Origin of the sequence: Paenibacillus sp. FSL P4-0184 (assembly GCF_038004625.1) — a bacterium.
In the GTDB taxonomy this organism is placed as follows: Bacteria; Bacillota; Bacilli; order Paenibacillales; family Paenibacillaceae; genus Paenibacillus_AQ.
Genome location: NZ_JBBORN010000002.1, coordinates 14863 through 39361, shown reverse-complemented (window position 1 = coordinate 39361; position 24499 = coordinate 14863). Strand labels below are relative to the sequence as shown.

Here is a 24499-nt window from a genome sequence, read left to right as displayed (position 1 = left end):
AAATGAAGCGGCAAGACAGGATACAGCCTCCACTGTAGTTTGAATTCCTTGTCTTGCCGTTTGGATTCAAGTTGCTATTGTTATTCAATAACAATGTCTTTAGCTATAAGCACCAGGTCCGTCAGGTCGACCTTGCCGTCACTATTGATGTCTGCCCGTTTCGTCTTATCCCAATCTGGGTCTGCAGAACTCTTTCCGTAGTTAGCTGCGACAATAGCCAGATCGCCGATGCTGACTTTTCCATCACCATTCAAATCCTTAGAAGGTTCTGGCACTGTTGATGTTGTAAACTTCACCTGAGCCGAGGAAGTGGCTGCGCTTATTTCCTGTCCATCGCTATCCCCAAGCGTTGCACGCTTTACAGTAATACGTCCGGTTTGGGGTTCTGTCAGATCCTTAGCCTTAAAGGTAATCTTAGCTACATCAACATCCCCTTTAATCGCACTCCCTGAACCTTGGCTAGCCAGAATCAGACGTACAGTGCCTTCTGTATTCTTCGTCTCAAGGATACTCACGCCGTCCACCAACGCATTAGCGGATACATAATCGATTAGTGAAGCGTCGAATGCAATCGTGATATCTTGTGCATACACCGCCTTTGTAACATTGTGTAGGCCTAACGTTATATCGAAATTCTGACCATAAGGAATGGTTTGCGGAGCAGCTAAGCTTGTTGCTGCTTCACCTGGAACCTCCCTTGCCACCGTAATCTTGCTCACCGCTTTATATCCGCCGGATACGGTAGTTGCAGTAATATCAGCGGTTCCTGCCTTTAACGCAGTTACGACAGCCTTCCCGCCTTGAACTTGAACAGTCGCAATAGCGCCATCGCTGCTACTCCAGGTCACCTGTTTATTTGTTGCATTCCCCGGTTGAAGGGAGGCACTTAGCGTTTGTGTTTCTCCGACCTTCATCGAAATCTCAGCTTTATCCAGCTTGATACCGGTTACCGGAACTTCAGGAACGTTATTGCTGTACATAAAATTATCAAACACGGTAACTGAAGGACCGAATACTCTAGCCCCCATTTTCCCAGCGTCTGTTGGGATCTGTGCAATAGCATCATCGAAATAAGTCGTTCCATTGATAATCAGTGTTACATGTTTCCCTTCAAACTTCACTTTTACGGTCGATGTTGTGCCTTTTTTCAATTTGGCGGCCTGGGCATTGCTCAATAAACCGTACGAATCCTGAGCGTTCACCCAGTACCAAGCACCTTGATCAAAGCCTATAGAAGCCCAAGCATCATTATTGACATAGCGCAAAATAACACCCGTTCGTATAACATCACTCTGCGGCGTAATCTTAAACTCGATCTCACCATCTCCAATGCTCGGAGATTGCTGATCGATAAACAGATTATTTACACTGTTGGAGGTGAACTTAACGGCATGCTCACCCGCTTGATCAGGTGCTTCTACAAGCTCCATACGTCCGACACCTTTACCAATGACATGCTCCCAGCCTTCGAGCGAGTTATTCTCAAAGCTCGCTGAATATCTCACAGGCGCTGGAACTTCTACAGGATCCTCTGGGTTAGGAGCGTAGACTTCAAATTCATACATGGAGTAACCATAGGTTCCCACTCGCTTCGTACCTAACATTCGGACATATCTCGCTTGTTCAGTTGGGAATTTGACAATCTCTACTCCGCCAACGCCAGCGTTAGTCGTGTAAACGTCCCGCCAGTTCTCCGCATTATCGGATACTTGAACTTTATAGCCTTTGGCATAAGCACTTTCCCATTTGAAAATAACCTTGCTAATGTCAGTACTTTGGCCTAAATCAACATAGATCCACTCGTTGTCGGTATATTTTGAGGACCAGCGAGAAGCTCCCGTATCAACCTCATCCACTACAAGACTAGCCGGAAATTGAGATACTTCGATGGAAGAAGCTACTGCTGTTTTGTGAGCAGCTAAATTGATGGTCCAAGCGGGTGATCCTGCTTCCTCCGCAATTTCTTTTCCTGATAGCACCCGATTAAAAATCTTGAATTCATCCAGTAGTCCAGTGAATGCTTTGGATGAACTGCCGATTATAGCCGCAGGTAGCATTGTCGTTACAGTAACAGAACCTTTTAGATCCCCATCAATATACAGAGAAGTTCCATTTAGATCTCCTCTGAAGGCAACATGTACCCAGCGCCCAACTGGAATCGCTGCATTAAAGCTGTAATCATAGCCCTCTCGGGTGAATCCGGCATTTGGTGTCCCTTTCTGCTTCAGCTTAATTGCACCATATTCGGATTCCATCAGTATTTTTTCATCTGCTTCTTGTTGATCATTAAGCTTAACCCACGTGGACACCGTCCAAGGGAAGCCCTTTATTTGCAGCGGTGTTTGAATATGATCTGAAGTCCCTGCAAACCGTACGCCTTTTCCTGTTTTTCCATCATCCACGCGAGTAACGCCAGCTCCTAATGTAGCATCATAGGAATTTCCGGACTGATCAGAGACTCTCTGCGCGCCTTCTTCAAATGGATAATGAACAACAAGATCAGTGGCCGTATTCACTTCATGTAATAAATTCGTTCCAGGACCTTCGCCTAGCTTCGCTGACAACTGCTGGAACTCGGTGAATGTGCTGTCCGTGGACTGGCCTCTCCACATCTTTTCTGCAAGGACAGGCATCGCTTTCTTCACACGATCGTGGACGTCCGCCTCACTTACTTTCTTGCCCATCATATCGTTCCAGGCCCCAAACATCGCACCGAGCAGGTTCGGCTCACCTTCCTGCAGCTTCGTATTTCCACCAAAGTTCGTTGGGTCCCAGTTATTAAACAACCACTGAGAATCCAGATAATCATGGTAATATCCAGCCTTCGGTACAATGTAGAGCGTGGAATCCACCGTATTGATAATTTTGAATCCATCTCTCACCGATGCTACCGGATCTTGCCAACCGTTATTCCAGGCGTTTACGGCTATATCCTTATCTACTACCGTGGTACCCGGGAATGCATTCAAGCTGCCCCACATTCTTGATTTCTTTCCCTTGCTCTTTAAGTGTTCGTTCATCGTGTTCAAAAACTCGCGATACTTCTCAAAAGTAGTCCGATCATTAGGTGCGAATTCATCGCCTCCAAAATGAACCGTTTCTGAATCAAACCATTCCCCATCTAAATATTCGTCCCACACATCCTTGATGAAATTGACCGTTTCCTGACGTGTAATATCCAGATGATCGACAGGCAAATTATCCTTAACCAGATCCGGTCTAACCTTTGTAAATGAAAGAGCATGACTGGGGGTATCAATTTCCGGCGTGATGTTAAGTCCCCGTATTTGGGCGATGTCCTGCAATTCACGCATATCCTGTTTCGTGTAGTGACCATCCTTTGCCGTTAATTCCGGATATTTGGTACTTTCTAAACGGAAAGCCGTATATTTGTTCCAATGCTCCCTGCTGTTATCCTTAAAAATCTCGTTATCGTTCAGATGGAGCTGGAAATCATTCATTTTGTAATAGGACATAAATTTGGCGTAATCCTTCAGGAAATCAATCGTGAAAAACTTTCGTCCTACATCAAGCATAAAACCGCGTTCTCCATACTTAGGAAAATCCTTCGCTACCCCTTTTATAATGCTTGCCTTCTCAGGATCTTGCTCCAAAATTTGTAGTGCCGTTCTTGTTCCATAGAACACACCGGTCTCGGTGTTTGCATGTATTTCCACATAATCTCCTACTTCAAAGTAGTAGCCTTCCTTGCCAATCGATTCATCAGCTGTCTTATCAAGCCTAAGCAGGAAGTCCCCTTTAGAAGCAGGCTTATTTTGAACAATCGGTAAATCGTATCCGGTTAATTCCTTAAGATCCTCTTGAAAGACCTCTGCGGTAGCTGGTAGTTCACATAAACATTCACTTGTGGGGATTACGATTCTGGAACTGTCAGTCATCTTGAAAGAACCACTACCGCCAGTCCACTCTTGTAAACTTGGTATCACTTTTGGTTTAGCATTCTCTGCTTCAGCTGCTGCTGCAAATGGTAGTGGAGTAGAGTAAAGCACTAGACAAAAAACTGTAAAGGCGTAAACCCATTTTTTCATCTGTCATCCTCCTACTAGTCAAATCATCAATTTTGAAAAAAACCAGGTACATCATGTTTAGTTACTCACACATGTACCTGGCCTATGACTTTGATTACTCTACAATTTTGCGTGCTACAATAACCAAATCTTCCAACCCGACTTTGCCGTCACCGTCCATATCGGCTTTCTTCGCTTTCTCCCAATCTGGGCTTGCTGTAGTCTTGCCGTACTGCGCTGCAACCATCGCCAGATCCCCGATCGTTATTTTACCGTCACCGTTGATGTCGCCTTGCGTTCCCTTCTTACCAATCTCTACGTTTACGGAAGAGTTCGCTGCCGAAATTTCTTTACCCTGATCATCTGAAATGATTGCACTCTTAACAGCGATTGCCCCATTTACCGTTTGGTTAACTTCCTTCGCTTTAAAGGTTAATTCGAGGACGTCTGCACTGTTACTAATTCCATGAGTCGCACCTTCACTTGCTACAATAAAGCGAAGTTTACCTGAGGTGCTGTTGATTGAATCAATAACGCTTACCCCACTAATTAACGAGCGCACCTCAACGAAATCCATAACATCCGCGGCATATTCTAGGGCGATGTCCTGCGCAAAAATCTTATCAGACAGATTCCGTAGTCCATATTGAACTTTGAACACTTCTCCTGGCTGAACTTGAATTGGCGCTGTCAAAGTAGAGGAAGATTTTAACTCGCCGTCTGTTTCTATTACGATGACACGGCTGGTCGCAGAGAAGCCCCCATCCATTGTCGTTGCCGTAATTACGGCTTCGCCTACCTTCAATCCCTTAACTAGAGCATGACCTTCTTGCTGTTCAACGGTTGCTACAGCTTCATCACTGCTGCTCCAGAGCACTTTTTTATTCGAAGCATTCAGAGGCTCTATCACAGCGTTCAATTCGCCCGTGCTGCCTACTTTAATCTCTAACTGTTCTTTATCCATAGCGATGCCTGTGACTTTTACTGCTTCTGCCTCATCCTCCGTCTTGAACACATTGAGTTCGGCAGCAGAGGCAAAGGTACCCACGCCTTCTATAGCCTCAAGTCTCAAATATGTTGCTTCTACAGCTGTAAAGCGAACAATTTTTGTGGTCTGATCGAGGGACCATGATCCATCTGCAATTTTTGTGAAATTCATTCCGTCAACACTCGTGTACAGGTTATAGCTTGTAATCGTTCCATTGGTTCCAGATACTCTAGGTGAATAATTGAATTGATTAATGTTATATTTGCCTCCGAGGTCCAAAGTAATGGATTCCGGTAAGTGTGCCGGGGTCCATTTCGTATGCCAGATTGTAGACATATCTCCATCGAGTGCAAGACTCGCTTCACCTCCAGGCTGGAAGCTGCTCGCCGTTGCAGTCATTTGCGATTGTGGGATTTGCGTGTTAGGCATATACACATTAATCGTCGAGGTTGCACTTTTTTTACTTCCATCCTTTGCGGTAGCAGTAATGATGGCTGTTCCCGCTTGAAGTGCAGTAACTTTTCCGGCTTGATCCACGGATACAATTTCCGGGTGGTCAGAAGTCCAGAGCAGTGTCCGGTCGTGGGCATTTGCTGGTTTAACTAGAGCGCTAATGGAACTAGACTCTCCTTTGTTCAGATCCATCTTATTTGGCGTTAGTGTAATAGTCGAAACAAGTACACCTTCCTCCGGAACGATCGCACCCTCATCATCGACTCGAATGTTATCGACCACCAGCGTACCGGTTAACTCCTTCTGACTGTTCAGCTTGTTTTTAATAATGGCCAGATAGGCATCTTTCGCCCCTTCGGTTGTAAAAGATAGATCCAGCGTGTCGCGTCCTTCTTTCAAATTCTCACTAACCAGATCACGAACTACCCCATTCTCCTTCACTCGAATAGCCACTGTGTACATATCCGTCTCATCTGAATTGTAGTCCATCTTCAGATGGTAACGGTTATCCTCCTTCATTCGGAGCGTGTGAGGCAATGTACGCAGCCATTCACCGGTTGCATCTTCATTCGTTTTAAGCGACCAATTACCATCCAGAACATAATTCATGATCTGATTGTCGCCTTTTTCAACTAAATGCGTACGAACTGGACCTATTTTAGAATAAACGAAGGGACCCCAGCCCTCATCAACGTTCTCGAAATCCTCGAACAATACAGAATTACCAGCGTCAGTCTTGGTTGGATTCTCCCATACTCTTACATCGTCAAAGGTTACAGTCGAACTTCCATCTTCTACATTCAAATAGAGATTGGCGGTCTCACTAACCGCATCAAAGGTAACCTTAATCCGCTGGAAGTTCGTGCTCACATATTTATGCTGCTGGGCTAAAAAGCCATGCTCTGTGTTATCCAGTGTATTGACAACCTTGTCAGCCCCTTGCTTCACACCGATTTCCACGGTGCGTTTCCCATCTACTTTCACCCATACTGATGCAGAATACGTCTTGCCCGGTGTAAGTCCGGTAATCTCCTGCTGAATTACTGCATCACCAAGACCCTTCACTTGAAGCTGGTCATCAGCGTTACTGTTCTTCACAAATTTAATGTGATCATCACTTGCAGCTGTGGAAGTTTTCTTCCAGTTACCGAATGTTTGGCTGTCAAAGCCCGGGTCCTTTACCGAACTCCCTTCGCCCCATACCATTTCCGGCTCTTCAGCAGCTGTTGTCTTATACAGGGCATAACCAATCCCCGGCTGCGCGGTAAGTGTGACTTTACCTCCAGTTACTTCTACACTGCCAACATGCTCACGTCCTAAATCTGTCAGCTTATACAACTGTGCCGTCGTTACGTTACTCCATGATTCTGGAAGACTCCAAGTCGTTTGGCCACCTGCTGGATTCCAGTGATAGATTTTATCTTCTGTCTCAGGACTCCATGGAATAAAGACCGTACTGTCACTAATGTTGCTGCTATCTGTCATGATAGCGATTTCACGACCATCCTTACTTAAATGGATCTTACCGTCCTGCTTACGTTCAACTACAACCTTCTCTTCAAAATCGATACGGTTATCGGTCATCTTGATGATCGGGAAATGCTGCATATATTTTGTTGGTAGATTGTGATTGAAGAATGCCGCACTAGTTGATTGGTAGCTGTAGAATGGAGCACTGTTCTGCCAGTAACCCACGCCTACCTGCTTATTCCCTTTCAGTAAAGGGGTTGTTAAGAAGCCGTCCAGTGATTGATTCCTTAGGAAACGGGTAACCTTACTATCGTCACCTTGGTTCGGGTACCCCGGATCTGTTCCCCAGTGAACCCAAGAGGCCTGCTCAAACAGAGGTCCTGCAAATTCTGTACCGAGCATCCAGCCGTTACCGTTGATATAATCTGCGAGTTTCTTCGCATTGTAATCGGCACCATCATATACATCCACATATACAAAGGATAGGTTGTCGCCTGTGTCGCTTTTCAGCATATCCAGACGTCTTTTCAATTCACCGGATTCCACATCTTTGGTTTTGTTAACATAGAATGTTTGATCCAGCCAGCCCCAACCTTTACTCAATGGCTGATTCATATTTTCCATTTTGGTGCCGAAAGCATCCAGCGCGTATTCTGTTGCGTTAATGTGTACACCGCCACGGATATTGTATTTCTTGCCTTCACTCAAAACATAATTAAAATCCTTCTCTCCACCCTGACGAATACCGATATGACCGCCGTAATCTGGGTGAGAGTCATCATGTCCTTCCGCTTGATATCCTTTGAATAGAATCAGCTGTCCAAAGCCATCCGTGAGATTAGAAATTTTCTTCGCATTATCAAAAGCACGCAAGAACGGAGAAGTTGTAGTAGATCCAATGTTCATGCTGATATAGGAGATATTGTCCCTAATCATTTCACTGCCCGTTGGAGCATCCGTATTCTGACGATATACAATGGCCCCATCTTGCCAGTCAACAACATTGTCTCCATTCGCATCTGGAGTCAGTACAACCTTAGCCCAAGGCAATGGCTCCGGATCAAGCACAGTACTTCCACGATAAACCCATGAGCCTCCTGATAACGCTGCTTTCTTCGTATGAAGCGCTGTATCATCGCCTACCTTAATACGTACCTTATCAAAACCATTTACTACATTGGTGATTACACTCGCAGCTAAGACGTCGGAGTTAACGATTGCATATGCACGTCCCCCACTCACGTCTGCTACTCCCGTCTTAAGGTCGTTAAATTCGTCTTGTACAACGTTCCAGCCCCCAGTTATCCGGACAGCCGTTTCCTGCGCGGTAGGCTGGGTTCCAATTACAGAGACAAGGTCATGATCAGGGAATTCGATCGTTTTCACTTTTTCAGTACCATTCTCTTCAATGCTGGCCACTTTGAACTGAAGTATGTTATCCTGAACCTCCATTTCAACTTTGAGATTCACTTTAATTTCTGGAATCTGAAGCGTGTAGGCTGCAGACTCACCATGAGTGGCATCTGCTGCTTTTTTACTAAAATCAGAAGCGACTACGAAATAGGACTTCTCATTGATTTTTATTTCATTAAATCCATTTAATTGTCCATACATTTCCGCGCCGCTGTCTAACCATGTGTATTGTTTAACCCGTGGGAACTCTTTATCGATTTCAACCTTCATCGTATCCGAGCTTAAAGTTTCTGTAATCGTAATCGGTCTCGGTACTGGATCAGTGGATACAATTGGAGTTACCTTCACATCGTCAATCCATAGGGTCTTGTTATTAAACCAGCTGCGAAGTCCAATCTTCCCTGCACTTGTCGATAATGAGGGAAGACTCGTCGTAAGCACGTTATTGCCATCGATCGATATAGCTACGCTACCTTTCTCATAGCGCAATTTGAGGGTATACTGTTGGTCAGCAGCAAAGGTAAAACTAGGAGCCGTAATATTTCCATACGATTCCGTCCCTCCTTTCATTGCATCCCAGCCCCAAGAACCCGCATCATATTGGATAACATTGTAGTTATTGCTATCGACGAATCGGTAGACCAGTCCAAATCGTGTGGCAGGCTGACTAAATTTTAACTTCACCTCATATTCAGCATTGGCAACCTGAGGTGAATCTTGGTCTGCTAAAATAACAACCCCTTGTGTCACCGCCTTAACAGCACCTTGATCCGCCGAAAAAGTAGTGGTCCCCTTAGCTGCAGCCCATCCGTTGATGTTGCCATCATTGTAATCTCTGAAATACACGTCCGATTCTTGAGCCGCGAATACGGCTGCCGATGGCAAGCCAAGCTGTACCCCTAGCAACAACGTCAATAGCAAGCTAACCGCTTTGTAACGTTTTCTCATCTCTACGACCTCTTTTCACTTAAATATAAGTAGAATGAACATTATCAATTCACATATTTCCTTTAATTGTATGTTTTTGACATCACAAGACCATAATGAGCCCTCCTTCCATAAGAAGGTGCGTCATTATATGTTTTTTTGTATTACTTGGAATTTAACAATCGCTTGATAACAGCGGCTGATTCCGCTCTTGTTGCAGATTCTTTTGGTGCAAATGTAGTCTGAGTTCTACCTTTCATTAATCCCGATTTTAAGGCAAACCCCACCGACGCTTTAGCCCACGGGCTTATTTTACTATCATCTTTAAACGCAGTGGTGGAATCTGAGGCCATACTATCGACCTTTACACCGGAAGCATAAGCTTTCGCTCGCATCAGCATCGTTGTCATTTCTTCACGAGTAATGCTTTTTTCCGGAGCAAATTTCGTCGTGGACAAACCACTAATAATTCCGGCCGCATAAGCTTTCTTTACCGTATCTTCGTACCAAACTCCTGACTTCACATCCGTAAACGGATTACCTCCAGAACCTTCTGTAAGATCTAATGCTCTGGCTATAAGAGCTGCGAATTGTGCGCGAGTGATGTTATTATTCGGGGCAAAGCTGTCGGCATCCATGCCTTCAACAATTCCTTTAGTGACCATTTCCATGATATCTTGCTTCGCCCAATGTGAGACGATGTCGCTGAAAATCTTGGTGAATGTTGAGGATTGATTCGGGGTGAATTCCTGATCTTTCAGATTACGATCAAGAACCTTTAATGCGGTCCATTTTACTGCAGTTGTACCAGCCCTTTTAGCTTTAAAGGTAATCGTGGCAATGTCCAAATTACCCTTTTCACCATTCACATTTCCGATCTTGGTATGGGCTATCGTAATTTCATTGTTTTTAACGATTGGAGATACAGAAAAGCCTTTGATCTTCGTTTCTGCTTTTACAATCTCAAGCACTTTCGGGTCAAAATTAAATTTAGCTTCATATGCGTATAAGTCTTGAATATCTTTACCCTTTAATGTAACGGTGAACGTAGAATTAGCAGATTCAGAAGCTGATGTCTGCATCTCGAAGTCAGAGACTTTTTCAGCATGGACTGTACTCAACCACATGGAAGAACATAACGTACAGATTAGTGCGAATGTGAATCGTTTGCGTCTCATAAGAACATCCCTTCACCCGTGAATTTTAACTCCCCCCTATCATATTGATTTTGAAATCGGATACACATGATTTATTTTGTTCAACATTGATTATTTTTGTTATTCATTCTCTCTGCGATAAGCTAAGGGACTAATTCCTGTGATTTTTTTAAAAATACGACTGAAATGTTCCGGATTCACGTATCCTACTTGCTCAGAAACCTCGTATATTTTCATTCCACTCTCCAGCGCCTTTTTAGCCTTCTCGATTCGCAGATTCGTCAGAAACTGAATGAAATTAACACCTATTTCTTTGGAAAATTGTTTGCTTAAATAGCTCTCGCTTACACCGACAATCTGACTAATATTCGACAAATGGACATCTTCGTTAAAGTTTTTCTCTATTAGCTCTTTCGTTTTAGCAACAACAGGGCTAAGAAAGCATTCCTTGGGTTGATCTTTCGGATGCAGCTTTTGATGCAGATGTTCCAAGAACAGTTGGCACCAATGCACCGTATTCTCCCAGGTTTCCTGCTTATAAATATGATCCGTGATGGGATAAGGCAGCTTATCATGAAGCTTTTCCCAAGAAACGCCTTTTTGATAAATTAATGCGCTTGCCTCCCAAGTCATATCGACTACATCTGATTTGATAAGTTCAGGTGAACAAGGGTATCGCTGAATCAACAAGTTACAGCATTGTTCATAGACCTCCTGCCATTTCATTAAATCCGGATCACTTAATGACTTCAGCATTTCGGTTCTAGCCAAATACCATGCTTCTTTCCAGTCACTTTCCTTAATAGATGGACGCCTTTCAGCTTCCGGATAATATAATCGATTGTACCCCTGGTAGAAACTCAAACCTGCTAATCGTTCAGCTTGGCGGAATAATCGGTTCCACTGTTGATGACCATCCACAATATCACTGATGCCCATAGAAAGCTTCAAATTAATGAATTGCTTTAATCTCATGCTCACCTCAGACAAGATTATGTCTGTCAATCTACGAATGGCGATGATGCTGCATTGCTCTGGAAAAGAGAAGAACAAAACATATTGCCTGTCATCATATCTGCATACTTTGCAGATCCCTTCACTTCTACTTCGATTCGTTACCGTTCGTATCGTCTGCATAATCATACGGTGTGAATCTTCAAATTGAACGGTATCTGATAGTCTAAGAAGCGCAACCTCCAGATTTTTTTCCCCCATATGCTTTCGAACAAGCTCCAACGAAGGCGTTATATCATCATCTGTCACTTCTAAAGAATCCGATAGGCAAAGTCGATGCAGAACAGAACAGATCGAAGCTTCTACGTCCTCTAAGGTTGATACTGTCTTTGAGGAGCTTTGCCGCCGCTTCAATTCATCCACAGTCTTAGTCAGTACCGGTGCAATATAAGTTTCATCTAACTTGGCTTTAACAATGTAATCAAAGGCGCCGAGCACAAAGGAATCTCTTACAAAAGAATAATCTCCGTATGCGCTAAGCATGATGGTTAACGGTTGATTCGAAAAAGTAGTGTTATTCAGTGCTTCGAGTAGCTCTACTCCATTCATATTTGGCATTTGAATATCCGCCAGAACTAGATCCACATCTGGATGGATTTTCAGCATATTTAATGCCTCCTTACCATCTCCTGCTTCCCCTGCAATCTCAAAATCGGTCGAAGCAATGGATATGTACTCCCGGAGGGCTAACCTAGCTAATGGTTCATCATCAACAATGAGAGCTTTAAATTTCATCATAAATCCCTCCATAATTGATCTATAGGATTACCTCAAAGCCTCAACCGCTATCTCCCAATCATCATTCAATTTTTCTTGAATATCGGACACCTCAGCACCTGAAAAAATTTCTTGTGCAGCCTTCTTTTCATCAAACTGTATGGCATTTTTTACTTTTTCAAACTTCTCATCGATCCCCAGGTACATAAACGGCTCAAAGGGGTGCTTCTCTTGAACATTGTTGAAGAACGGGAGGAATGATTCGATATTGATCACTGTCGATGAATTTTGCGAATAATTAATATACACTTGGTAAACATCCCGGCTAAATACCCACTCCAAAAATGCTTTAACTTCTTCCGTATTCTTGGAATTTTTATTGATCGCCATATATTGATCTGGCATAGTGATTGCCTGCAAACGCTCTGAAGTTGTCTCTCTCCAGGGCAATGTGAACGCATCTAAATCTTTATCATCCTTCATTTTGGATAAATGATCTCTAAGATACCACTGACCGAGTGCAAGCATAGCCGCTTTATTATTTTGAAACAGCAGCGTTGCCTGATCCACACCAATATTGAGTGCATCGCGCCCTGCTAGTTCATTCTCTGCTATTTTCTTAATCATCACTGCTGCTTTCTCGAAAGGAGAACCTTTTCCAAAAGGGCGTTTCGTCTGTGCGATTGAAGATAAATAATTTTCATCCTTGGATAGTAGAGGCGGCCCGAACTCAGTAAAAGGATAAAACGTCCAATTCTCTTTCCCGCCAATCGCAATCGGAATATATTTGCCATGCGCTTTAATCTTCATCATCACATCCATAAATTCATTCATCGTTTGCGGAATCTCTACGCCGACCTCTTGAAAGATACTTGGATGGTAATAGACATATTCAGAGAAGGATACAAGAGGTAAACCAAGAATGGAATGATCTAATCTAGCGGGATATTTATTGTTTTTTGCTGCGGTTAATCCATCCAGTGGAAGAAGTACTGCTTTGTAAGTGAGTAGGTCATCTGGCTTCAGGTAAAAAATATCCGGCAAATCATTGGCTGCTAAACGAACCTTTAAATACTGACCGCTATTATCGGGAATTGTCTCTACTTCAACCGTTACATTAGGCTTAATTTTAGAGTAGTCTCTTACCTTTTCCGTCCAAAATTTGATATCTGTCTTCGCTTCCCACATGCCGAATTTTATTTTAATCGGTTGATCCAGATTCACCTTTCCCTGTTGTTGCTCTATTGCCCCTCCTTTGGGACTGAACTTACTTAAAGAGAAGAAGCCACCTACAAAAATAAGAGAAATGATCCCTATTAAAGACACACGAAGTATTATTTTCACTTCTATTAATCACAGCCTTCGAAAAAAGTTTATACCATCATACCTCCTCTGAAGTTACACATGAATGATGTTTTCCCTCTGGACTATGATCTTTTATGATCCTCCGCAGCATTTTGCTTCATCCTCCCTCCCCTAACAACTGATCCTGCATCTCTTCCTCCGGCGTGTCGATCAACGGTAGCCTTATCGATACTATCGTTCCCTGAGGTTTATTCTTCTCGTACTTTAAACCGTAACGCCTCCCGTAATGTAGCTGAATTCGCTTATTAACGTTACTGTTTCCCATACCACTGAAAGAATGCTGATGGCGTATACCATCGCTGTCATATTCCTGAGCATCCATATCCAACATGCCTACACCATTATCAGCTATGGTTATAAGAAGATCTTCCGCTTGTTTGCTCACTATGATTTCGATGATACCAGGATAGTCAACATTCTTTAGTCCATGAATAATACTGTTTTCTAAAATAGGTTGTAGTAGCAATTTCAATATATAATAACCTGCTAAATCCTCATCTACTTCCCATCTCGTTTGAATGGGTCTACCAAAACGAATCTCCATGATATACAAATAATTCTTTAAATGATCTATTTCCTCATCAATCGTAGTCAGAATTCCACCTCGATTAAAAGAAGAAGCCAGCAGACGAGTTAGCGCATGTGTCATATTCCGTATGTTATCTGCTTTACTGATTAAAGCCATAAACTTGATTGAATTGAGCGTATTTATTAAAAAGTGTGGATTGATCTGCGACTGAAGTGCTGCAAACTCCGCCTTTCGCTTCTCCACCTCTTGCCTTTCATGATGGTAGAGCAGATCCTGAATACGTTCCGTCATATGATTAAAAGAATGCCCAAGCTTAATTAGCTCCAGGCTGCCGGTTCTCATAAATTTAGCGTTTAAATCACCTTCAGTAACCAGATCCATTTGCCGGAGAAGCTCATTTAACGGCTTAGTAACATTAGATACAAAGTAAAATGAAACAAGAATAAATGCTAAGATGATCATCAATGCAAACACCCAGACGATATAATTCACACTAAGATAATTGGCTGTTAGATCAGCATATGGAATGGACTGTACAAGCCACCATCCGGTCTGATCAATCTTGGCGTAGGTTATCAAATTTCTATCTTCACCATTAACATCCACAACGTACCCTTTTTCCTCCGGCCCACGATTTGCGAACCAGTGCATTTGGAATCCCCCCCCTCTAGAGGCAAGGGTATTGGATGAGATAATTTGACCTTCCTCTGTGACGATGAAAAGGCTGGATTCCGTATTATCACGTGACTGCAAAATATGATCAAAGGCACTACTCTCAAACGTAAAAAGAATCATTTCTAGCTGGGATAAAGGATTGATTACACTTGGAGATAGGGCAGCAACCATATTGTAAGGATTGTAGTTACCATATAAAATATTGGGCATCATCCCCAGAAAATGAACGCTATCGGGATTATTCAGCACCTGCCCATACCACGTTTTTTGGCGAAAATAAGAATCATCCAAATTCAAGTTCTTTAAGTACGAATAGGATTGATGATCTTTAAATAGGAAGTTCACTGACAGTACTCGTCCTGAGATGGATGCCGTGTACTTCTCTATTAAGACCTTTAGCTCATAGTAAGCCTGCTGTTTCTCGACTCCACTCTTACGATTAATTTCATAAAGCTTTGCCATCACATCCCTGTCCATACCGATGGAAGCAAATAGTCCCGTCAACCTCCTTATTTCCTGACTAACGGAATAGGAGATCGCTTGAGCCGTTTGCTGAGATCGTGATGTATTTTGCTGAAGAATATCTCGCTTATAAATATTTAGAATAATGATGGAGAATAAGATGATCGGCAGAATGACTACAAGTATAAAAAAAAGCCTTAATGTGCTAGACATCCGCCAATTTTTTCTCATAAGTTCCCTCCCCTTTAAAAGATAACTTATAACCGCTCACTTCTACCTCACCATGAATATTGAACAACATATTCCCTTAAATTTGTGCTACTTCCTGCATGGCGACAAAAGTACTCAGAATATTACACATTCAAATTTACTTCACAAATAAATCCGAGTTTATTTTCATCTTTCGACATCGCTTACGAGCTGATTCAAAATGAAAAAGAGCCGACACTATTGTAGAAAGTTCTACTTTAGGATCAGCTCCTTTTGTCATTGAGTTATCTGATGTATTACTAATCGCGTATCATTCCATAATTTATTTTCCATTTCCTTATCTCCACCTGGATGTACGGGCACTATTGGATTGCCTGTTCCAACATTAAAATATCCCCCTGTGGTCTCCTGATATTTTTGATCGATCATTAAACGAATAATGATATCAGCTCCCTTACGTGGATTCCCAATATGAAGAAACTTCAATACACGTTCAAGCATAGGTGCAAACCACAATTCGCGCCCCAGACCTGTTACATTAAAGCCTGGATTTAATGCATGGACAGTAACTCCGGTCCCTGTGAATTGGCGAGCAAGTTCAGCGGTAAACATGATATTAAGTAATTTAGTTTTTCCATATATCTCAGATGAACCTCTAGCCGTAAAATCAGAGGTATTAATCAGATCCTCAGGTAGCTTAAGTTCTCCATGAGTGCGTGAAGCTTCAGAAGCCACATTTATTATTCTCGCACTTCCCGCTGCCTTCAAAGAATGCTGTAAAGTATGAGTCAATATCCATGGGGCAAAATAGTTCACGGCCATCATTTCTGATAATCCCTCAGCAGTGATCCGCTGTTCAAAAGCATGAAGTCCTGCGTTATTTAATAACACGTCTATCTTCGGATATGCGTCAGATATTTCTTGCCCCAAACGACTGACATCCTTCATTAAGGATAAGTCCCCATAGAAAAAAATTATTTCGGCAGCAGGTACGCTCTCTTTAATCATTTTCTGAGTAGCTTCTGCGCGACTTTCACTCCTAGCAGTCAGAACAAGATGAGCACCACGCTTTGCCATTTCAATGGCAACGAGTTGTCCCAAACCACTTGTAGCTCCAGTAATTACAATAATCGGTTTTGTCGTCATCTTCATTCTCCTTTATATAGGACTAAAACAGCTGCAAGTTCATTTTGACAGGATGTTATCGAAAACATATAATTGATATATGTCAACTATATTCAAGTGATTGATATATGTCAACTAATTAAAAGTATAAAATTTTTGAATAATAATCTACGTTAGGTGGTTCAACCAATGAATGTCGAACGCAAAGATACGTTAAGAGGACAACTCGAGTTAAAGCTCGGCGAACAAATTAATGCGCTTATTAGCGCCTCACATGCACTGAATGTCAGAACTGCCGCCGCTTTCGATTCTTCTATACAACCTGCTGCTTTCCATATCGTCCGTTGGCTGTATTCCTATGGTCCGACTAGCGCCTCTGCTTTGGCGGAAGCAACAGCTATGGATCGTAGTTCGGTTAGTCGTCTTCTCAAACAGCTTGAGAATTTAGGGTATGTTAAAAGGGAAGACTCTCCACATGATCGTCGAGCTGTACTTCTTGCGCTCACAGAGCTTGGACGACAACAAACCTTTGCTGCGTTGCAGGATAAGGAGTTCGTATTTTACGAGCGTATTGCTCAATGGGATAACCAGCAGCTTGAGACCTTTACCGAAATGCTTAAGGAATTCAATGGATTTTAGCCATACTATGCATTGTGGAGTTAATTTTCATTTGCATAAAATAATTTAATTTGATAGTATAACTGACGAACGTTCGTTAATATCGAGGTGATTTTTTTGAAAAGTAAAGAAATTAAAGATATTGCTTTGAAATGTTTCACAACTCATGGATATGAGGGGGCTTCTTTGTCTCAAATTGCTGAGCAAGTCGGGATGAAAAAACAATCTCTTTATGCCCATTTCAAAGGGAAGGATGATCTTTTTCTGCAAGTTCTACAAGATGCCAAAGAGACAGAAATCTCATCCAAACTACAATATTTGAGTAAGGTAGGGACTCAAAATCCTAAAACAGATTTATTAGGATATCTGCAATTGGTCATTGATATGTTTCAAAAGAACGAGCAGTTAAAGTTTTGGCTGCGTATCTCTTTTTTTCCACCGCCCCATCTTGCTAAAGCGATTGATGAAGAAGTAATCGACACAGAGAAAAAGATTCAACCCGTACTTGAAAGTAAATTCCAAGCTTGGATCGATGCCAAAGTCATCATGGAAGATGCAGCCTCCATCCCAACGCTTGCCTTTTTAGGTGTAGTTGATTCGATCATGCTAGAGCTTGTGTATGGCAATAATGAAATCCGTTTAAATGAAAAACTAAATGCCTCATGGACCGTATTTTGGAGAGGTATTTCACAGCTGTGATTCTACAAAGAGAGGTATTACTTCATGAAGAAACCATTGAAAGAACAAAAAACAGTCTTACTCATTCTGCTAAGTAACATATTCATTGTTTTTCTAGGCGTTGGGCTGATCGTCCCTGTTATGCCTTCCTTTATGAACATTATGCATTTGTCAGGTAAAACGATGGGGTATCTTGTAGCAGCATTTGCATTCGCGCAATTACTCATGTCTCCTCTGGCAGGGCGTTGGATTGACACTTACGGCAGAAAAAAAATGATCGTTATCGGCTTAGTGCTCTTCAGTGCATCGGAATTAATCTTTGGTTTAGGCACACATGTATCCGTTCTTTATATCGCCAGAATTCTTGGAGGGATTGCTGGTGCATTCATTATGCCTGCTGTCACTGCCTATGTTGCGGACATCACCTCAGTAGAGGAAAGACCTAAGGCAATGGGTTATGTTTCTGCCGCCATTAGTATTGGTTTTATTATTGGCCCAGGAATCGGAGGATTTATTACTGAACTAGGTATACGTGCTCCATTCTATTTTGCTGCTGGCTTCGCCTTAATCACTTGTATTTCGTCGATATTTATTCTGAAAGAGCCACTATCCAAAGAGGAGCTTTTGGAAATCAGTAAACTTAAAAAAGACACCAACTTTATCAGTGATCTGAAACGCTCGTTTCATCCAGCATATATTATTGCGTTTATTATAGTGTTTGTCCTCGCCTTTGGCTTATCGGCATATGAAACTGTGTTTAGCCTGTTTTCTGATCATAAATTCGGCTTCACTCCACGGGATATTGCAACCATCATTACAATAAGCTCAATCTTCGGGGTGGTTGTGCAGGTCTTTTTATTCGGTAAAATGGTAGATAAGCTCGGTGAAAAAAAGCTCATTCAACTCTGCTTAATTGCTGGCGTAGCCTTAGCTGTAGCCTCCACCATGATCAATAACTATTTAACTGTTCTGCTAGTAACCTGCTTCATCTTTCTCGCGTTTGACCTACTCCGTCCAGCACTAACGACCTATTTATCAAAAACGGCTGAAAAAGAGCAAGGCTTTGTCGCTGGCATGAACTCAACCTATACTAGCCTTGGTAATATCATCGGTCCTGCATTAGGCGGAGTATTATTTGATGTAAACATCAACTATCCGTATCTCTTTGCGGCTGTCATTATGTTTATTGGTCTTGTAATTACGATGGTATGGAAAGAAAAACAATCCGCTAGCGGATTGGTAAATTAAGGTGAGGAACAAATGCGCATAGCCAATAGTAAGATTTACAAAATAAAAACAGCTCGACCTCTATGGGGACTCGAGCTGCTCAGGCTGTCGAGAATGTCTCGACAGCTTTCTTTATATCTAATCATTTACAGTCTTCACCACGTATTTTATCCTCGTTCCCACTGCTTGTACATTAAATATACAAAAAACGGAGCCCCTAACCATCACTTCATGACCAGTACCTTTGATTTCAATTTGCTTGAGAATAATTCTTCAACCTAGAATGGATTGATCACATGGAAAAAGACGTTAGGTGACGCCATGCGGTAATAATAGCTGCACCAGCCTGCACCTTTGTCGGTGAAACGGTTCGTCGTGCTATACAACAATCGTTCCTGCTCCAGCTCCTCGATCCGTTCGAGCTTTCCGTCCGCATATTCTAACAGCCTCATGCTCGCTGTATCCAGCCGGCTTACAACGCCGCCGTAACGAATATCGAGCACCTCCCAGCCGAACGGTTTGAACATCGATAGCCATTGCTTCCGGTGTGCGGCGCGAAGATTTTGCACACCCAGCGAGATTTCGGGCAAAACATCCTCTGCAATCCGCCTAAGCACTGCCTTGTCTCCACTGTCATAAGCCCGCTTCAGCTCAAGACCGATTTCGCTCTTCTGCTTCAGCACCGCACACAGCTTTTGCGGCACCTCGAACAAGTAATCTAGCTCTGCCTCAGCTTTTCTGCGGCTAGTAATTTCGCCTTCCACCCATGCATAATGAGCCGCCATATCTAGCCCATCAATCTGTTTGTCGAACAGCCCCAGCAGTACATCCTGATACAACAGAAACTTAGACGGATTGCTCTGCTTCTGATTATTTGCTGCAGCTCCCGGTGTCTCGTCCAAATACTTCAGCCCCATGTAAGCATCCGCCTCGATGCCGGTGCAGAACCGAACGCGCTCGGCCAGCGCCTTGTCAGTCGGCGTCGATGAAGAATAAGCATGCTCCGCATAAAATTGCAAGCCGAGCAAAGCGATGTACGGATTGCTCTCCATTCCGTCGTCACCCCACATCGTCGCATAAACTTCCCGGATGCCTTCCTTCTTGCATACCGTCAGCGCTGCATCGGTCGCCGGCAAGGATAGCCCGTAATTGACGCCGAACGTATTGAATACCCACACAGCACCCGCAAAAATAAGATTATTGCCGAGCGGCCGGTGTTTGGCGATCAATGTTTCGTAGTCCTTCTCCTCGACGTGGTTATAGTCCCAGTAAACCATATCTATGTCCTTAGGAATGCGGCTCGACATATCCTCTGATATTTGCGTCTCATGGCCATAATAATCTTCACCGTTAGCTGAAGCCAGCTTCAGGAACATATCGCTCCACATCATCGGTTTCAACCCTAACCGTCGAGTTACTGCGAGCACCCGCTCCAGATGGCCTGTCATGATATCAAAACGGTTCATATGTCCATTGCGATCCAAAAATTTACCGCGTCCAAGCTCTTCCGCTTCATCCATGCCGATGTGGATTTTCCGGCTGCGGAACGGCGCGCTAATGCTGACAATCATATTTTCGACCAGACGATCGGTCTTCTCCGCTCCAACTAGCAACGCGCCTTTTGTATCTTTATATTCCTTTACCGGCTCCCATTTCAAAAACTCCTCCAAATGAGCCAGTGTCTGAATGCTCGGAAACGCTTCAATGCCGAATTGATCGGCGTAATCGTCGATTTCCTTCAACTCCGCCACCGAGTAACGGCCGCGCATATAGCCGAAATAAGGCTCGCCTTCTATCTCGTAAGTGTCTTCCAAATAGAGCATGACGCTATTCAAGCCCATCAGCGCCATTTTGCGCAGCATAAACTTGAAGCTTTCAACGGTCAGCACTCCATTGCGCGATAAATCAAACATCGGACCGATCGCATCGAATTGTTGTTGCTCTGTAATTTGAAATTGCTCTCCGCCACTAATCTTCTGAATCAACAGTCCCAAGCCGCGGAAGAACTGATGTTTAGCACTATAACGAATATAAGCGCTTTTACCATCATAACCAACTTCCAGTTCTCCTGAAGACGGTTCTATTAAAACGGGAATTCCATCCTCCGACCATTCTGACTTAAGTTCGGCAAGCAGCAACTGAAGCCCTGATTGAAGCTCGCTCAATTCTCCTATAAAATGTAACTTCACTATCAATCCCTCCACAAAAATGAAATATATAAAATTACACCAAAAACTCGATCAAGGGTGTTAACCTTTGACCGAGCCTGCTACCATGCCTTTCATAATTTGCTCTTGGAAGATCAAAAAGATGAGAATGGTTGGTATTGCAGCAATAAACATCGCGCCCATCGTTAAGCTGTAGTCCGTTCCGAATCCATCGGAGAAGAGCGACAAGCTGAGGGGCAGCGTCTTCAACGCTTGAGAATTAATAAAGACGAGCGCGAAGGAGAAATCATTCCAAAACCTCAAAAATGCAAGAATTGTAATCGTAGCGACGATCGGCAGGGACAATGGGAAAATGATGCGTCCAAAGATTCCCCACCAGCCGTTGCCGTCGATCATCGCCGCTTCCTCTACTTCTCTCGGAATGGATACGATGTAGGACATTCCAAGGAAGATCGCAATTGGTAATTCAAATGCCGTATACGGTAGGATGAGTGACCAGTACGTATTCAGCATCCCGAGCTTGTTCATGAAAATAAACAATGGAACGAGTGTGCTATGAATTGGAATGAGCATGCCTAGCAAGAACAATCCTTTTACAACGCCACTCAACTTGAATGGGAACCGGGCAAGCACATAAGCTGCAAGCATGCCGAGCACAATGGTCAGCAGCAGTGCTGAGAGGGTAACAATTGTGGAGTTGAGCACCGCCCGGCCCATATTTCCGAGATCCCATGCCCGGGTTATATTGTCGAACTGCCAATGCTGCGGCCAGGAATAGGGACGATTGAAAAATTCCTGATTCGACTTGAATGCACTTATTCCTAACCAGTATAGCGGATACAATGTAATTATGGCATAAAATAACAGGATGATTTTCGCAATTCCGGAAATCGGCTTACGCCACAGCGAGCCTCTCATCTTCTCCGACCGAGCGTCTATCATTGCTTGCATAGCGATTCACTCCTTCATCGGCCGGGCTAACATTAGCCGACCGCCCATTAGCCGCGTCTCTTCGTGATGATATGATTTAGGCCAATGAGCACGGCGCTAATCAGAATAATCATTGTGGATACCGCAGAGCCGTAGCCGTAACGGTATACCGTAAAGGTGTTATTGTACATATATGTGGCGAGCAATTCTGTCGATTGTGCAGGACCGCCGCGCGTCATGACGATAACATGGTCGAATGCCTTCAAACTTCCAGATATGCACAGTACGATGGTTACAACAACTGTTCCCCAAATCATCGGGAGCGTCACGAAAAACAGCTTTCTCCAGGCTACCGCCCCGTCGATCTTCGCAGCATCTTCAATTTCTGAAGAGATATTTTGGAGTGCAGCGATGAAAATGATAAGATACGGGCCGATATTCGCCCAGTTAATCGGGATCGATACGGCAAACATATTGATTTTAGGATCGTCTAGCCAAGGTCGGCGCCAAGATTCCAGTCCCAGCGTCTCCAATAATTGATTCAGCAAACCGATTTGCGGGTGATAAATATAGCCCCAGATGAGACCGACGACGACTGTAGACAGCACCATCGGGAGAAATACGGCGGAGCGCATCAACCGATTGAACATCGTGTTCTTGAGCAAGAACAATGAAAGCAGCAATGCGACCGATACTTGACCTATTACTGCCGAGACAACAAGGATCAGGTTGTTTTTCAGTGCTCTCCAGAATACTGGATCCTCTAGTATCATTCGATAATTATCCAACCCGATAAGCTTAGCAGCACCGAGTCCCTTCCACTCAAAGAACCCGTAGTAAGCTGACCAAAAAATCGGGACGATCGCAAAGATGATAAAGATGAGTAGTGCAGGAAGCAGCGCCATGATGACGAAGCTTCTGCTGCGCAATGATGCAGGCATGGCGACAGCCTCCTTTACGTACTTTTGTCTGATTACTTTTTAGTCGAACGCGCTTGCGCATCCTGCAGTTTTTTAGCTACATCCTCCGGCTTACCGCCCATCATAAGCTCTTGAAGACCGTTGTTGATCACTTCGCCTGCTTCAGCAGATAAATAGGCGTCATATACCGGCGTAATTTCAGAATTCACAGCCAATTCATAAGCTTTGAAGTAAAGCGGGCTTACTTTCGACTTATCCAGTTCTACTTTGTACATAACCATTGAGTTGCTTTCTGCGATCGCCTTTTGGCCATCCGGTCCGCTTACTGCGTAGATCAGATCAAGTGCTGCCTGCTTCTGTGCGCCTTTTGTATTTTTGTTAAGCGCAAAGCCAGCGCCTGCGCCACCGGAAATCGTATTCGGTTTGCCTGCTCCACCTTCTATGCCAGGCATTGTTGTGACTTCGATAGGTGCCAACTGCTCAGGAGTTGCGGATGCTGCAAGATTCGTAAGCGACCAAGCGCCGTTAATCATCATAGCTGCCTTGCCTTGAATGAAGTATTGCTCTGCTTGCGTGTTGTCGATGCTATTTGCGCCATCTTGAAACGCTTTATTGTCAACGAGCTCTTTGTACTTGCCCAAAGCATCAATGAACACAGGATCTGTAAAAGACGCTCCATCTTGAGCTGCAGCTTTCAAGAACCATTCCGTGCCCGTCACGCGGTCAGCCAACGAACCGATAATCGTCGATTGTGCAACCCATGGCGCTTTATTGCCGAGGGCAATCGGAGTAATGCCGTTGTCGTTGAATGTTTTAATTGCAGTCATCATCTCTTCCCAAGTAGTCGGCACTTTTACACTATGCTTCTCGAAAAGATCTTTGTTATAATACATGAACGAAGTTGCGGACATACCGAGCGGCGCTGTGAAAATTTGTCCTTTTTCAAACTCATAGCGGTCGAATGCACCTGCCAAGAAACTGTTCTTCCATTCTGGGTATTTATCCATCAACTCTGTAATCGGTTGAAGCTTACCGGCATCATAGAACTCTTGGGATTGGCTGCCCGCATATACGAAAAATACGTCTGGCATTTCATTTGCCGCAGCCACCGTGCTTAGGCGTTGACGATAACCGTCAACCGGGATCGCTTGCGCGTCTACCTCAACGTCTGGATGCTCCTCTTTATACTTGTCAATCAGGTCTCTAACCGCTTTGGCACGCAGGTCGTCACCCGCGAAGTTATGCCATATTGATATTTTCGTTTTTTCTCCAGAGCTTTTGTTGTCTTCATTGCTCTGCTCCTTTTTTCCGCTATTGTTGCAAGCGGTTGCCAAAAGGGCAATCATCAAGATAATTGTCGTTACAAACGCAAGTCTCTTCTTCATTCAAATATTCCCCCTTTAGTAATAACCCTAGTATAGATAA

General features: G+C 43.6%; 14 protein-coding genes. 3 read left to right on the top strand and 11 right to left on the bottom strand.

Features of this window, described 5'->3' with window-relative positions:
* Window positions 1-80: 80 nt before the first annotated feature.
* The 7 genes from MKY52_RS21965 to MKY52_RS21935 form a co-directional block, all read right to left on the bottom strand.
* Window positions 81-4049, bottom strand: coding sequence for a family 20 glycosylhydrolase (locus tag MKY52_RS21965; RefSeq protein ID WP_341053507.1), 3969 nt, complete (start codon window positions 4047-4049; stop codon window positions 81-83).
* 94 nt (window positions 4050-4143) lie between these two features.
* Complete coding sequence (locus tag MKY52_RS21960) at window positions 4144-9300, bottom strand: endo-alpha-N-acetylgalactosaminidase family protein (protein ID WP_341053506.1); 5157 nt, start codon at window positions 9298-9300, stop codon at window positions 4144-4146.
* Window positions 9301-9443: 143 nt separating this feature from the next.
* Window positions 9444-10457 (bottom strand): S-layer homology domain-containing protein, encoded by a 1014-nt coding sequence (locus tag MKY52_RS21955; RefSeq protein ID WP_341053505.1) that lies wholly within the window; start codon window positions 10455-10457, stop codon window positions 9444-9446.
* Window positions 10458-10556: 99 nt separating this feature from the next.
* Window positions 10557-12188: a response regulator transcription factor gene (locus tag MKY52_RS21950; RefSeq protein WP_341053504.1), complete on the bottom strand. Its 1632-nt coding sequence runs from the start codon at window positions 12186-12188 to the stop codon at window positions 10557-10559.
* 27 nt (window positions 12189-12215) lie between these two features.
* The gene (locus tag MKY52_RS21945) at window positions 12216-13511 is read right to left on the bottom strand and encodes an ABC transporter substrate-binding protein (RefSeq protein WP_341053503.1); all 1296 of its coding nucleotides are present in this window, start codon (window positions 13509-13511) and stop codon (window positions 12216-12218) included.
* 118 nt (window positions 13512-13629) lie between these two features.
* Window positions 13630-15429 carry a cache domain-containing sensor histidine kinase gene (locus MKY52_RS21940; RefSeq protein ID WP_341053501.1) on the bottom strand — a complete coding sequence of 600 codons (1800 nt, stop codon included), beginning with the start codon at window positions 15427-15429 and terminating at the stop codon, window positions 13630-13632.
* Between the two features lie 255 nt (window positions 15430-15684).
* Window positions 15685-16554, bottom strand: coding sequence for an SDR family NAD(P)-dependent oxidoreductase (locus MKY52_RS21935; protein WP_341053499.1), 870 nt, complete (start codon window positions 16552-16554; stop codon window positions 15685-15687).
* A 168-nt stretch (window positions 16555-16722) separates the two neighbouring features.
* Here MKY52_RS21935 and MKY52_RS21930 point away from each other — a divergent pair, with 168 nt between their 5' ends.
* From MKY52_RS21930 to MKY52_RS21920, 3 genes are all read left to right on the top strand, one after another.
* Window positions 16723-17172 (top strand): MarR family winged helix-turn-helix transcriptional regulator, encoded by a 450-nt coding sequence (locus MKY52_RS21930; RefSeq protein WP_094871491.1) that lies wholly within the window; start codon window positions 16723-16725, stop codon window positions 17170-17172.
* Between the two features lie 96 nt (window positions 17173-17268).
* Window positions 17269-17850, top strand: a complete 582-nt coding sequence (locus MKY52_RS21925) for a TetR/AcrR family transcriptional regulator (protein ID WP_094871492.1) — start codon at window positions 17269-17271, stop codon at window positions 17848-17850.
* A 24-nt stretch (window positions 17851-17874) separates the two neighbouring features.
* Entirely contained in the window at window positions 17875-19077 is a 1203-nt protein-coding gene (locus MKY52_RS21920) for an MFS transporter (RefSeq protein WP_341053496.1), read from the top strand.
* A gap of 257 nt (window positions 19078-19334) precedes the next feature.
* On the opposite strand, the gene MKY52_RS21915 is transcribed toward MKY52_RS21920, so the two are convergent.
* The 4 genes from MKY52_RS21915 to MKY52_RS21900 are packed head-to-tail and all read right to left on the bottom strand — an operon-like array spanning window position 19335 to window position 24459.
* Window positions 19335-21245, bottom strand: a complete 1911-nt coding sequence (locus tag MKY52_RS21915) for a beta-N-acetylhexosaminidase (protein ID WP_341053493.1) — start codon at window positions 21243-21245, stop codon at window positions 19335-19337.
* A gap of 60 nt (window positions 21246-21305) precedes the next feature.
* A complete protein-coding gene (locus tag MKY52_RS21910) occupies window positions 21306-22166 on the bottom strand; it encodes a carbohydrate ABC transporter permease (RefSeq protein ID WP_341055589.1) in 861 nt (286 codons plus the stop codon).
* A gap of 56 nt (window positions 22167-22222) precedes the next feature.
* Entirely contained in the window at window positions 22223-23095 is an 873-nt protein-coding gene (locus tag MKY52_RS21905) for a carbohydrate ABC transporter permease (protein ID WP_149644697.1), read from the bottom strand.
* Between the two features lie 32 nt (window positions 23096-23127).
* Window positions 23128-24459, bottom strand: a complete 1332-nt coding sequence (locus MKY52_RS21900; RefSeq protein WP_149644696.1) for an extracellular solute-binding protein — start codon at window positions 24457-24459, stop codon at window positions 23128-23130.
* Window positions 24460-24499: the final 40 nt, after the last annotated feature.

Excerpts from the sequence above, each read along its gene's own strand:
- MKY52_RS21950 (WP_341053504.1), bottom strand. The coding sequence starts at position 12,188 with ATGATGAAATTTAAAGCTCTCATTGTTGATGATGAACCATTAGCTAGG.
- MKY52_RS21940 (WP_341053501.1), bottom strand. The coding sequence starts at position 15,429 with ATGAGAAAAAATTGGCGGATGTCTAGCACATTAAGGCTTTTTTTTATA.
- MKY52_RS21960 (WP_341053506.1), bottom strand. The coding sequence starts at position 9,300 with ATGAGAAAACGTTACAAAGCGGTTAGCTTGCTATTGACGTTGTTGCTA.
- MKY52_RS21910 (WP_341055589.1), bottom strand. The coding sequence starts at position 22,166 with ATGATAGACGCTCGGTCGGAGAAGATGAGAGGCTCGCTGTGGCGTAAG.
- MKY52_RS21965 (WP_341053507.1), bottom strand. The coding sequence starts at position 4,049 with ATGAAAAAATGGGTTTACGCCTTTACAGTTTTTTGTCTAGTGCTTTAC.
- MKY52_RS21900 (WP_149644696.1), bottom strand. The coding sequence starts at position 24,459 with ATGAAGAAGAGACTTGCGTTTGTAACGACAATTATCTTGATGATTGCC.
- MKY52_RS21930 (WP_094871491.1), top strand. The coding sequence starts at position 16,723 with ATGAATGTCGAACGCAAAGATACGTTAAGAGGACAACTCGAGTTAAAG.
- MKY52_RS21920 (WP_341053496.1), top strand. The coding sequence starts at position 17,875 with ATGAAGAAACCATTGAAAGAACAAAAAACAGTCTTACTCATTCTGCTA.
- MKY52_RS21955 (WP_341053505.1), bottom strand. The coding sequence starts at position 10,457 with ATGAGACGCAAACGATTCACATTCGCACTAATCTGTACGTTATGTTCT.
- MKY52_RS21905 (WP_149644697.1), bottom strand. The coding sequence starts at position 23,095 with ATGCCTGCATCATTGCGCAGCAGAAGCTTCGTCATCATGGCGCTGCTT.
- MKY52_RS21935 (WP_341053499.1), bottom strand. The coding sequence starts at position 16,554 with ATGACGACAAAACCGATTATTGTAATTACTGGAGCTACAAGTGGTTTG.